The organism is Pseudomonas chlororaphis (assembly GCA_001023535.1).
Classification (GTDB): Bacteria; Pseudomonadota; Gammaproteobacteria; order Pseudomonadales; family Pseudomonadaceae; genus Aquipseudomonas; species Aquipseudomonas chlororaphis_E.
In genome coordinates this window covers 3,432,486-3,444,277 of sequence record CP011020.1, presented here as the reverse complement: position 1 = coordinate 3,444,277, position 11,792 = coordinate 3,432,486, and the positions used below count along the sequence as shown (strand labels likewise).

Here is an 11,792-nt window from a genome sequence, read left to right as displayed (position 1 = left end):
TTCGCGAGCAAGCCCGCTCCCACAAAAGATCTGCTGTGAACACCCAATAGGTGCTGCCAGCAGTCCAGTGTGGGAGCGGGCTTGCTCGCGAAGAGGCCATTAAATCCGATGACAAATCGGTAGACCATTCGCGCCAAGCTTTTTCACCTTGTCCTACAGTTTTGCCGTGCGCTGCCGCTAACCCAGCTAACCACGCCAATAACACCAACAAGAGTGAACAGCATGCGCCTGAGCCTGAAGGCTAAAGTCCTGTCCCTGGCAATACTGCCGGTCCTGTTGTCTGCGGTGATCATCAGCCTGACCACGGCCTTCATCCTCACGGAGCAGGCCGGCAAAGAGGTGCAGCAGACGCGCGAACGCCTGCTCGCGGAGGCCAAGGCGACGCTGCAGAACTACGTGGCGGTGGGGTTGACCGCCATCAAGCCGCTGTACGATGCCGCCGCTGCCGGTGACAACGAGGCGCGGGCCCAGGCGATCAAGCTCCTGTCGAACATCAGCTACGGCAAGGACGGCTACTTCTTCGGCTACGACTCCGAGACCGTGCGCCTGTTCAAGGCCAACAGCGCCGACGGCGTGGGCAAGAGTTTCAAGGACAACCGCGATCCCAATGGGGTCTACGTCAACCGTGACCTGGTGAAAGTCGCCAAGGACGGTACCCACTACCTCGAATACAGCTCGCCACTGCCCAACAGCCAGGAACTGGTGCCCAAGCTCGGCTACACCGAATACCTGCCCAAGTGGGACATGGCGGTCGGCAGCTCGGTCAACCTGGACGGCATCGAAGCCCAGGTCGCCCTGGTGGAGACCAAGGTCCATGAGCGCGTGCAGGGTGTGATCCTGAGCATCGTCGGCATCGCCGCCGTGGTGTTGCTGGTGATTGCCGTGGTGGGCCTGCTGCTGGCGAACACCATCCTGCGGCCGCTGCACCTGATGAAGGACAACCTCGATGACATCGCGGCGGGCGAGGGCGACCTGACCCGGCGCCTGGCGATCACCAGCCAGGATGAGCTCGGCCAACTGGCCGGTTCGTTCAACCGCTTCGTCGACAAGATCCACGGCCTGGTGCGGCAGATCACCGACATGACTTCGCAACTGACCGGGCTGGTGACGCAAGTGTCCGAGCAGGCCCAGCGCTCGGAGCAGGCCATGGAGCGCCAGCGCCACGAAACCGACCAGGTCGCTACGGCGATCAACGAAATGTCTTCGGCCGCCCAGGAAGTGGCACGCAGCGCCCAGGGCGCGGCCGTCGCCGCCCAGCAGACTGACGAAGAAGGCCAGTCGGCCAAGCGCGTGGTGGCCGGTAGCATCCAGCAGATTCATGCGTTGGTGAACGATATCCGCAGCAGCGGCGTGTCCCTGGACAGCCTGCAACAGGACGTGTCCTCGATCGTCAGCGTGCTCGGGGTGATTCGTTCGATTGCCGAGCAGACCAACCTGTTGGCCCTCAACGCCGCCATCGAGGCCGCACGTGCCGGGGAGGCGGGGCGTGGCTTCGCGGTGGTGGCCGATGAAGTGCGGGCCCTGGCCAGCCGGACCCAGCAAAGTACCCAGGAAATTCAGGGCATGATCGACCGCCTGCAATCAGGCACCCATGCTGCCGTGGAGGCGATGCGCCGCTCCAGCGAGGCCGGCGACGGCACGTCGGTGCGGGCCAACGAGGCGGGCGCGTCCCTGGACACCATGGCGCAGTTGATCGGCACCATCAACTCGATGAACGCCCAGATCGCCAGTGCCGCCGAAGAGCAGACCGCGGTGGCCGAGGAAATCAACCGCAGCGTGCATCAGATCGCCGTCGCGGTGGACAATGTTGCCGACGAAACCCAGCTCGGCGCCCAGACCTCCCGCAGCCTCAACGAGCTGGGCCAGCGCCTGGGCAAATTGGTCGGCCAGTTCCGCATCTGACCGGCTGGAGCTGCCGAAGGCTGCGATCTTTCGCGCCCGATCCAGATGTGACGCCCGGGCAGCCGGGCCCTATCGGTCGGGGAGGATCGCAGCCTTCGGCAGTTCCTGTCGCGGTCCAACGGCCAATACTGGCCCCAGTGGGAGCGGGCTTGCTCGCGAATGCAGTGCGTCAGGCAATGTATTCACTTCTGACACACCACTTGCTTTCACAAGGAATGGCGGCAGCACCAGGCCTAGGCTCTGTCTGAAAAGCCTTGATACTCGTTCATGCTGCGTTGAAAACCGGCTCGGAATGCTCATTTACTCCAGTAAACTCCGCTTCCTCTCCGGTTTTCGCCTTGCCTGACCTTCGTCTCAAGACTTTTCAAACAGAGCCTAGCGCACATCCCGCATCAACAACCCGAACTGCAGGTCCACCGCATCTGGAATCGGCACATACACCACGTGCCCGTCCCCCGGCGCGACGTCGATGCCCTGGCCTTTGATGTCCTGCAACTGGTGCAGGTCGAAATGAAAGTTGCCCTTGGGGGTCATCAGTTCCAGATGGTCTCCCAGGCCGAAGCGGTTCTTCACCCGCACTTCGGCCAGGCGCTCGCGCCGTTCTCCGGTCAGCTCGCCGACGAATTGCTGGCGCGCCGACACCGAACTGCCGTTCTGGTAGTTCTGATACTCATCATGCACATGGCGTCGCAGGAAGCCCTCGGTGTAGCCGCGTTGGGCCAGGGATTCCAGGTCGGTCATCAAGGTGCGGTCGAAGTCGCGGCCGGACACCGCGTCATCGATGGCCCGGCGGTACACCTGGGTGGTCCGGGCGCAATAGAAGTGCGACTTGGTGCGGCCTTCGATCTTCAGTGAGTGCACGCCCATCCGCGCCAGCCGGTCGACGTGCTGCACGGCGCGCAGGTCCTTAGCGTTCATGATGTAAGTGCCGTGCTCGTCCTCGAAGGCCGGCATGGATTCCTCCGGCCGGTTCGCCTCCTGGAGCAGGAACACCTGGTCGGTGGGGGCACCGATGCCCAGGGTCGGCTCGGGCGTATAGGTTTGCACGATGTCGCCCACCAGGTTCTCGGTGGCTGGCTGCGCCGAATACTTCCAGCGGCAAGCGTTGGTGCAACTGCCCTGATTGGCGTCGCGCCGGTTCAGGTAGCCCGACAGCAGGCAGCGCCCCGAATAAGCCATGCACAACGCACCATGGACGAAGACCTCCAGTTCCATGGCCGGCACCTGCTGGCGGATCTCGGCGATTTCCTCCAGGGACAACTCCCGGGACAGGATGATCCGGCTCAAGCCCTGTTGCTGCCAGAACTCGACGCTCGCCCAGTTCACGGTATTGGCCTGCACCGACAAGTGGATGGGCATCTGCGGGAAATGCCGGCGTACCAGCATGATCAAGCCCGGGTCGGACATGATCAGCGCGTCCGGCGCCATGGCGATCACCGGCTCCAGGTCTTTGAGGAAGGTCCGCAGCTTGGCGTTGTGCGGGGCGATGTTCACCACCACGTAGAAGCGCTTACCCATGGCCTGGGCTTCGCGTATCCCCAGGGCCAGGTTCGCGTGGTCGAATTCGTTGTTGCGCACCCGCAGGCTGTAGCGCGGTTGGCCGGCGTACACCGCGTCCGCCCCGTAGGCGAAGGCATAGCGCATGTTCTTCAGGGTGCCGGCGGGGGCGAGCAGTTCAGGGGCGGCGAGGGTCATGGTGGCGTCGGTCGCAAAAAGCGGCGAGGGTACGCCACGCCGGACCGGGCCTTATTGATGTGGATCAAGGCACAAGCGCAGAACCGACGGCACTCCGGCGATTCCTGGCTGACTAATGTGTAACCCGCCTCAGGACATGGAAAGCTGATGAATCGAAAGATGCTGCAAAACAAATCCCAGATGCTGTTACTGGTCCTGGTCACCCTGGCTTTCATCTGGATCCTGTTGCCATTCTACGGCGCGGTGTTTTGGGCGGTGATCCTGGGCATCGTCTTTGCGCCGATGCAACGGCGGCTGCAACTGAAGTTCGGCTGGCAGCGCAACGTCACCTCGTTGTTCACCCTGAGCACGTGCGTGGTGATCGCGATTTTGCCGGTGATCGTCATCGGCTTGCTGCTGGTCCAGGAAGGCGCGGCGCTGTACAAGAGCCTGGAGAGCGGAGAGCTGGACATTGCCGATTACCTGGCCCGCTTCAAGGATGCGTTACCACCGTACTTCCAGCACCTGCTGGACCGCTTTGGCCTGGGCAACCTCAATGGCCTGCGTGACAAGATCGTCAAGAGCGCCATGCAAGGCAGTGAGTTCTTCGCCACCCAGGCGTTCAGCTTCGGCCAGGGCACTTTCCAGTTCCTGGTCAGCCTGTCGGTGATGCTGTACCTGCTGTTCTTCTTTCTGCGCGATGGCCCTGAGCTGGTGCGCAAGGTGCGTGCCGCGGTGCCGCTGGCCGAACACCAGAAGCGGCGCCTGCAGTTGAAATTCAACCGCGTGGTGCGGGCGACGGTGAAAGGCAACCTGCTGGTGGCGATCACCCAGGGCGCGCTGGGCGGGTTGATCTTCTGGATCCTGGGCATTCCGACGGTGCTGCCCTGGGCGGTGCTGATGGCGTTCCTGTCGCTGCTGCCAGCGGTGGGGGCAGGCCTGGTCTGGGCGCCGGTGGCCGTGTACTTCCTGCTCTCGGGGGCCATCTGGCAGGGCGTGGTGCTGATACTGTTCGGGGTATTCGTGATCGGCCTGGTGGACAACTTCCTGCGACCGATCCTGGTGGGCAAGGACACCAAGATGCCCGACTACATGGTGCTGGTCTCGACGTTGGGCGGGCTGGCGGTGTTCGGGCTGAACGGGTTCGTGATCGGCCCGTTGATCGCCGCGTTGTTCCTGTCGTGCTGGGCGCTGTTCGTCGAAACCGCGCCTCGGGTGCAGTTGCCCTAGGCGGTCAGCAGGTACGGGCCGATGCGTTGCGACATGGCCTGGGCGGCGGGCAGTGAAGTCAGCGGGCCGCTGATGGTCACGCCATCTTGCACCAGATACCAGCAGGCCAGCAGACCGCGCTCCCTGAGCGGGGCGGGGACGGCACTGCCAATGACAGACATGATTTGAACCTTGGGCATGGGAACCTCCATCAATCGATGGGGTTACCTTACGACTCAGCCGCGGTAACGAAAAATCAACCGGCTCAATAGTGGGAATCGATGTCGCTCAATCGACCACCAGATCGAGCATGTGCACCACTTCCTGCTCATGGAGCACGCCTTTGCGCACCAGGTTCTCCGCCAGCAGTGAAATGAACTTGGCGGTTCGGTGGCCTTCCAGGTGCTTGAGTTCTGTGAGCGCGTTGTAGACCTTGCTGGAAGTGCACAGGCCAACGATGCGATGGGGATTTTGCGTGGGCATAGCTTCGTCCTTGTTGTTATGAAGCTGTTGTTGACGGACAGCGTCAGTGTGCGGCACCGCCATGACGCTCACGTGACAGCCTGGGTTGCAGGAAAACAAAGCAGGATTCAGACCATAATGCCTTTTTGGCGCCGGATTATTGTTCCGGTAGCGACCTCGACGAGCTTTTTCAGCCAGCAGCGTTTTTCTTTGACCCACGAAAAAGCCCCTGAACCTTTCGATTCAGGGGCCTTTTTATTGCTGTCTGGCTCCACGACCTGGACTCGAACCAGGGACCCAGTGATTAACAGTCACTTGCTCTACCAACTGAGCTATCGCGGAATGGCGCGTATGTTACTGATTGGAAAAGAGAAGTCAAGCTTTGGATGATGATTGGCGCGTTGCAAGGGCGGTCAGCGGTCCATTGCTCACCTGTTACCGCTTCAGCCAGCCTTAAATGCAAGAAACAAAAAAACAATGTAGGAGCTGGCTTGCTCGCGAATACGGTGTGTCAGCTAAGAATATTTCAACTGACATATCGCCTTCGCGAGCAAGCCCGCTCCCACAGATCTCACCTGGTTCTGCTTTTAGTGAGCAAGCCTCAGATCACCTGGACGATGGCCTGGGTCACCGCGCCGATGTTGTTCTGGTTCAGCGCCGCCACGCAGATGCGGCCAGTGTCCAGGGCATAGATGCCGAACTCGTTGCGCAGGCGGGTGACTTGTTCAACGGTCAGGCCGGAATAGGAAAACATCCCGCTCTGGCGCGCGACGAAGCTGAAGTCATGCTGCGGCGCGGCTTTGGCCAGCATGTCCACCATCTGGGTGCGCATACCACGAATCCGCAGGCGCATTTCGCCCAGTTCCGCTTCCCACTGGGCGCGCAGCTCAGGGCTGTTGAGCACGGCGGCAACGATGCTGGCGCCGTGGGTCGGTGGGTTGGAGTAGTTGGTGCGGATCACGCGCTTGACCTGGGACAGCACGCGGGCGCTTTCTTCTTTCGACTCGCTGACGATCGACAGGGCGCCTACGCGCTCGCCGTACAGGGAGAACGACTTGGAGAACGAGCTGGAGGCGAAGAAGGTCAGGCCCGACTCGGCGAACAGGCGCACGGCCGCGGCGTCTTCGTCGATGCCCGCGCCAAAGCCCTGGTAGGCCATGTCCAGGAATGGAACGTGGTTCTTGGCCTTGACCACGGCCAGCACGTTTTTCCAGTCTTGCGGGCTCAGGTCCACGCCGGTCGGGTTGTGGCAGCAGGCGTGCAGCACGATGATCGAGCGGTCGGGCAGGGCGTTGAGGTCTTCCAGCAAGCCGGTGCGGTTCACGTCATGGGTGGCGGCGTCGTAGTAGCGATAGTTCTGCACCGGGAAGCCGGCGGTCTCGAACAGCGCGCGGTGGTTTTCCCAGCTCGGGTCGCTGATGGCCACGACGGCGTCGGGCAGCAGTTGCTTGAGGAAGTCTGCGCCGATCTTCAGGGCGCCAGTGCCACCGACCGCCTGGGTGGTGATGACACGGCCGGCGGCGATCAGCGGGGAGTCCTTGCCGAACAGCAGGGTCTGGACCGCCTGGTCGTAGGCCGCGATGCCGTCGATCGGCAGGTAGCCGCGCGAGACATGCTGAGCCACGCGAATCGTCTCGGCTTCGACCACGGCGCGCAGGAGTGGAATGCGCCCCTCCTCGTTGCAGTAAACACCCACGCCCAGGTTGACCTTATTGGTACGGGTATCGGCGTTGAATGCTTCGTTGAGGCCCAGGATGGGATCGCGGGGTGCCAATTCGACAGCGGAAAACAGGCTCATTATTGCGCGGCTCTGAATGGAGTGAGGGGGGACGTGTCGCGCTCCAGCCGGATGCACTAGAGCGGTGCACAAACGGGGAGCTAGTATAGAGGCCATCACAGGGCAGGGCGACAGGCGATTCGGTTTTTACGGTAAGTATTTTCGATTTTTTTCGACCGTTAGTCTCTTCTCGACGTCAAAGTCTGCAAGGCGTGTAGGACGTTCGTCTTGAAAGCGAAGGCATTCACCTCCACATTGTGTGCATTCCAGTTTTTTCCTCGGGCGACATCAGTCGTTTCGGTCTTTCTCGTTCCTGTTGGTTGGCCAGCAGGAGTGAATCCAGGGGTTATGTCATGTCTGAATTCCAGCTAGTCACCCGATTCCAGCCCGCCGGCGACCAGCCGGAAGCCATCCGCCTGATGGTCGAAGGCATCGAGGCCGGGCTGGCGCACCAGACGCTGCTCGGTGTGACCGGGTCGGGCAAGACCTTCAGCATCGCCAACGTGATCGCCCAGGTGCAGCGCCCGACCCTGGTGCTGGCGCCGAACAAGACCCTGGCGGCTCAGTTGTATGGCGAGTTCAAGGCGTTTTTCCCCAACAACGCGGTGGAGTACTTCGTCTCTTACTACGACTACTACCAGCCCGAGGCGTACGTGCCGTCGTCGGACACCTTCATCGAGAAGGACGCCTCGATCAACGACCACATCGAACAGATGCGACTGTCGGCGACCAAGGCGCTGCTGGAACGCAAGGATGCGATCATCGTCACCACCGTCTCGTGCATCTACGGCTTGGGCAGCCCGGAAACCTATCTGAAGATGGTCTTGCACGTGGACCGTGGCGACAAACTCGACCAGCGCGCCTTGCTGCGCCGCCTGGCGGATCTGCAATACACCCGCAACGACATGGATTTCGCCCGGGCGACGTTCCGGGTGCGCGGTGACGTGATCGATATCTATCCGGCCGAATCGGACCTGGAAGCGATCCGCATCGAGCTGTTCGACGATGAAGTAGAGAGCCTCTCGGCGTTCGACCCGCTGACGGGGGAGGTGATCCGCAAGCTGCCACGGTTCACCTTCTACCCCAAGAGTCACTACGTCACGCCACGGGAAACCCTGCTGGACGCCATCGAAGGGATCAAGGCCGAGCTGCAGGAGCGCCTGGAATACCTGCGCACGAACAACAAGCTGGTGGAGGCCCAGCGCCTGGAGCAGCGAACCCGTTTCGACCTGGAGATGATCCTCGAGCTGGGCTATTGCAACGGTATCGAGAACTACTCGCGCTACCTGTCGGGGCGTCCGGCGGGTGCTGCGCCGCCCACGCTCTACGACTACCTGCCGGCCGATGCCTTGCTGGTGATCGACGAGTCCCACGTCAGCGTGCCCCAGGTCGGCGCGATGTACAAAGGCGACCGCTCGCGCAAGGAAACCCTGGTGGAGTACGGCTTCCGCCTGCCGTCGGCACTGGACAACCGGCCGATGCGCTTCGATGAGTGGGAAAGCGTCAGTCCACAGACGATTTTCGTCTCGGCGACCCCGGGCAACTACGAGGCCGAGCACGCGGGGCGGGTGGTCGAGCAGGTGGTGCGACCGACCGGCCTGGTGGACCCGCAGGTCGAGGTGCGGCCGGCCTTGACCCAGGTCGACGACTTGCTCTCGGAAATCACCAAACGCGTGGCTCTGGAAGAGCGGGTGCTGGTCACCACGCTGACCAAGCGCATGGCCGAAGACCTCACCGACTACCTGGCCGACCACGGCGTGCGGGTACGTTACCTGCACTCGGACATCGACACGGTGGAGCGGGTTGAGATCATCCGCGATCTGCGCCTGGGCACCTTCGATGTGCTGGTGGGCATCAACTTGCTGCGCGAAGGCCTGGACATGCCGGAAGTGTCGCTGGTGGCGATCCTGGACGCCGACAAGGAAGGCTTCCTGCGTTCCGAGCGTTCGCTGATCCAGACCATCGGTCGGGCCGCGCGTAACCTCAACGGCCGGGCGATTCTCTATGCCGATCGCATCACCGGTTCCATGGAGCGGGCCATCGGCGAGACGGAACGGCGCCGCGACAAGCAGATTGCCTTCAACCTGGCCAATGGGATCACGCCAAAAGGGGTGTTCAAGGACGTCGCCGACATCATGGAAGGCGCCACCGTGCCCGGCTCTCGCAGCAAGAAGCGCAAGGGCATGGCGAAAGTCGCCGAGGAAAGCGCCCGCTACGAAGCCGAACTGCGCTCGCCGAGCGAAATCACCAAACGCATCCGGCAGTTGGAAGAAAAGATGTACCAACTGGCCCGGGACCTGGAGTTCGAAGCGGCGGCGCAACTGCGCGACGAGATCGGCAAGTTGCGTGAGCGGTTGCTGGCTGTCTGAGGTTGTGTGGCGACCTTAAGGGCCTCATCGCGAGCAAGCTCGCTCCCACAGAAGACCGCTTGCAGCCTGGACGACGCGGCCCACTGTGGGAGCGAGCTTGCTCGCGATGGGCGCGACTCGGTCCGACGACGAGCCACACAAATCCCGCTCTCACTGGAGCCCGCCCGCCATCGCCTGTTACCATTCGCCCCCTGTTTGACCTCCGCTTTTATCTTCTTTTCCGAGACATGCCATGACCACCGTCCGCACCCGCATCGCGCCTTCGCCCACTGGCGATCCCCATGTCGGCACCGCCTACATCGCTTTGTTCAACTATTGCTTTGCCAAGCAGCACGGCGGTGAGTTCATCCTGCGCATCGAGGACACCGATCAGTTGCGTTCGACCCGTGAGTCCGAACAGCAGATTTTCGACGCCCTGCGCTGGCTGGGGATCGACTGGAGCGAAGGCCCGGATGTGGGCGGTCCCCATGGTCCGTATCGCCAGAGCGAGCGCGGTGCGATCTACCAGCAGTACTGCCAGCAACTGGTGGACATGGGGCATGCGTTCCCGTGTTTCTGTACCGCCGAAGAGCTGGACCAGATGCGCGCCGAGCAGATGGCCCGCGGCGAAACCCCGCGCTATGACGGGCGTGCGTTGCTGCTGTCCAAGGAAGAAGTCGCCCGCCGCCTGGCCGCTGGCGAGCCCCATGTGATCCGCATGAAGGTGCCGTCCGAGGGCGTCTGCGTGGTCCCGGACATGCTGCGTGGCGACGTCGAGATCCCGTGGGATCGCATGGACATGCAAGTGCTGATGAAGACCGACGGCCTGCCGACGTACTTCCTGGCCAACGTGGTCGACGACCACCTGATGGGCATCACCCACGTGTTGCGCGGTGAGGAATGGCTGCCATCGGCGCCGAAACTGATCCTGCTCTACGAGTATTTCGGCTGGGAACAACCGCAACTGTGCTACATGCCACTGCTGCGTAACCCGGACAAGAGCAAGCTGTCCAAGCGCAAGAACCCGACTTCGGTGACGTTCTACGAACGCATGGGCTTCATGCCCGAGGCGATGCTCAATTACCTGGGGCGCATGGGCTGGTCGATGCCGGACGAGCGCGAGAAGTTCTCGCTGCAGGAAATGGTCGAGCACTTCGACCTGTCGCGTGTTTCCCTGGGCGGCCCGATCTTCGACATCGAGAAACTGTCCTGGCTCAACGGCCAGTGGCTGCGGGACCTGCCGGTGGAAGAGTTCGCCGCGCGCGTGCAGAAGTGGGCGCTGAACCCCGACTACATGATGAAGATCGCCCCTCATGTGCAGGGCAGGGTGGAGACCTTCAGTCAGATCGCACCGCTGGCCGGCTTCTTCTTTGCCGGTGGCGTGACGCCGGATGCGAAGCTGTTCGAATCGAAGAAACTTTCGGGCGACCAGGTGCGCCAGTTGATGCAACTCATCCTGTGGAAGCTTGAGAGCTTGCGCCAATGGGAGAAGGACAGCATCACTGCGACCATCCAGGCCGTGGTCGAGTCCCTGGAGTTGAAGCTGCGTGATGCCATGCCGCTGATGTTCGCCGCCATCACGGGCCAGGCCAGTTCTGTGTCGGTGCTCGATGCGATGGAAATCCTCGGGCCGGACCTGACCCGTTTCCGCCTGCGCCAGGCCATTGATCTGCTCGGCGGCGTGTCGAAAAAGGAAAACAAGGAGTGGGAAAAACTGCTGGGCGCGATCGCTTAAGCGGTCGATGAGGCAGGGCACACCCCGGTTTTCCGGGGTTTGTCGGTAAGTGATTGTTATCCCGGCAAAAAATTTTCAAATTTGTTGAAAATAAATTTGACAGCCCTCCGATACGCCCTTAAGATTCGCCCCGTCCTCAGCGATGAGGGGCTATAGCTCAGCTGGGAGAGCGCTTGCATGGCATGCAAGAGGTCGACGGTTCGATCCCGTCTAGCTCCACCAATTTACACTTCGAGGTCTGGCCACACCGGCCTCGAAGCGATCAACACTCAGCGTTGATCAGTGGTATAGAAGGGTTTGCGTCCCCTTCGTCTAGTGGCCTAGGACACCGCCCTTTCACGGCGGTAACAGGGGTTCGAGTCCCCTAGGGGACGCCAGTTTTACAGAAGCGATGTTGCAAGATGTCGCTCCGCCGCGAGGCGAAAAACCTGGGGCTATAGCTCAGCTGGGAGAGCGCTTGCATGGCATGCAAGAGGTCGACGGTTCGATCCCGTCTAGCTCCACCAATTTACACTTCAAGGTCTGGCCACACCGGCCTTGAAGCGATCAGTTCTCAGCGCTGATCATGTTCAGAAGGTTTGTGTCCCCTTCGTCTAGTGGCCTAGGACACCGCCCTTTCACGGCGGTAACAGGGGTTCGAGTCCCCTAGGGGACGCCACGATTACCCGCTCTGCGGGATTTTATA

General features: G+C 61.7%; 8 protein-coding genes and 5 tRNA genes. 8 read left to right on the top strand and 5 right to left on the bottom strand.

Annotated elements, in window-relative coordinates; translation table 11 throughout:
• Positions 1-222 precede the first annotated feature (222 nt).
• Entirely contained in the window at positions 223-1,902 is a 1,680-nt protein-coding gene (locus VM99_15295; protein AKJ99362.1) for a chemotaxis protein, read from the top strand.
• Positions 1,903-2,277: 375 nt separating this feature from the next.
• Here the strand turns inward: VM99_15295 and VM99_15290 are convergent, their stop codons facing one another.
• A complete protein-coding gene (locus VM99_15290) occupies positions 2,278-3,597 on the bottom strand; it encodes a protease (GenBank protein AKJ99361.1) in 1,320 nt (439 codons plus the stop codon).
• A gap of 147 nt (positions 3,598-3,744) precedes the next feature.
• On the opposite strand from VM99_15290, the gene VM99_15285 reads away from it, so the two are divergent.
• On the top strand, positions 3,745-4,806 hold the full coding sequence (locus tag VM99_15285) for a membrane protein (GenBank protein ID AKJ99360.1): 1,062 nt from the start codon (positions 3,745-3,747) through the stop codon (positions 4,804-4,806).
• Here the strand turns inward: VM99_15285 and VM99_15280 are convergent.
• From VM99_15280 to VM99_15265, 4 genes are all read right to left on the bottom strand, one after another.
• Entirely contained in the window at positions 4,803-4,985 is a 183-nt protein-coding gene (locus VM99_15280; GenBank protein AKJ99359.1) for a filamentous hemagglutinin, read from the bottom strand. The two genes, VM99_15285 and VM99_15280, sit on opposite strands and share 4 nt — an antisense overlap.
• Positions 4,986-5,073: 88 nt before the next feature.
• Positions 5,074-5,268: a hypothetical protein gene (locus tag VM99_15275; GenBank protein ID AKJ99358.1), complete on the bottom strand. Its 195-nt coding sequence runs from the start codon at positions 5,266-5,268 to the stop codon at positions 5,074-5,076.
• A 245-nt stretch (positions 5,269-5,513) separates the two neighbouring features.
• Positions 5,514-5,589: transfer RNA gene (locus VM99_15270), tRNA-Asn, on the bottom strand.
• A gap of 259 nt (positions 5,590-5,848) precedes the next feature.
• On the bottom strand, positions 5,849-7,045 hold the full coding sequence (locus VM99_15265; protein ID AKJ99357.1) for an aromatic amino acid aminotransferase: 1,197 nt from the start codon (positions 7,043-7,045) through the stop codon (positions 5,849-5,851).
• Positions 7,046-7,377: 332 nt separating this feature from the next.
• On the opposite strand from VM99_15265, the gene VM99_15260 reads away from it, so the two are divergent.
• From VM99_15260 to VM99_15235, 6 genes are all read left to right on the top strand, one after another.
• Positions 7,378-9,393 (top strand): excinuclease ABC subunit B, encoded by a 2,016-nt coding sequence (locus VM99_15260; GenBank protein ID AKJ99356.1) that lies wholly within the window; start codon positions 7,378-7,380, stop codon positions 9,391-9,393.
• Between the two features lie 232 nt (positions 9,394-9,625).
• A complete protein-coding gene (locus tag VM99_15255; GenBank protein ID AKJ99355.1) occupies positions 9,626-11,107 on the top strand; it encodes a glutamyl-tRNA synthetase in 1,482 nt (493 codons plus the stop codon).
• Between the two features lie 146 nt (positions 11,108-11,253).
• Positions 11,254-11,329: transfer RNA gene (locus VM99_15250), tRNA-Ala, on the top strand.
• 79 nt (positions 11,330-11,408) lie between these two features.
• Positions 11,409-11,484, top strand: a tRNA-Glu gene (locus VM99_15245).
• Between the two features lie 53 nt (positions 11,485-11,537).
• Positions 11,538-11,613: transfer RNA gene (locus VM99_15240), tRNA-Ala, on the top strand.
• A 76-nt stretch (positions 11,614-11,689) separates the two neighbouring features.
• Positions 11,690-11,765 (top strand) — tRNA-Glu (locus tag VM99_15235).
• The last annotated feature ends 27 nt before the right edge of the window (positions 11,766-11,792 follow it).

Bases quoted from the DNA above. Each gene is read 5' to 3' on its own strand.
- VM99_15295 (AKJ99362.1), top strand. From the start codon at position 223: ATGCGCCTGAGCCTGAAGGCTAAAGTCCTGTCCCTGGCAATACTGCCG.
- VM99_15290 (AKJ99361.1), bottom strand. From the start codon at position 3,597: ATGACCCTCGCCGCCCCTGAACTGCTCGCCCCCGCCGGCACCCTGAAG.
- VM99_15285 (AKJ99360.1), top strand. From the start codon at position 3,745: ATGAATCGAAAGATGCTGCAAAACAAATCCCAGATGCTGTTACTGGTC.
- VM99_15280 (AKJ99359.1), bottom strand. From the start codon at position 4,985: ATGCCCAAGGTTCAAATCATGTCTGTCATTGGCAGTGCCGTCCCCGCC.
- VM99_15275 (AKJ99358.1), bottom strand. From the start codon at position 5,268: ATGCCCACGCAAAATCCCCATCGCATCGTTGGCCTGTGCACTTCCAGC.
- VM99_15265 (AKJ99357.1), bottom strand. From the start codon at position 7,045: ATGAGCCTGTTTTCCGCTGTCGAATTGGCACCCCGCGATCCCATCCTG.
- VM99_15260 (AKJ99356.1), top strand. From the start codon at position 7,378: ATGTCTGAATTCCAGCTAGTCACCCGATTCCAGCCCGCCGGCGACCAG.
- VM99_15255 (AKJ99355.1), top strand. From the start codon at position 9,626: ATGACCACCGTCCGCACCCGCATCGCGCCTTCGCCCACTGGCGATCCC.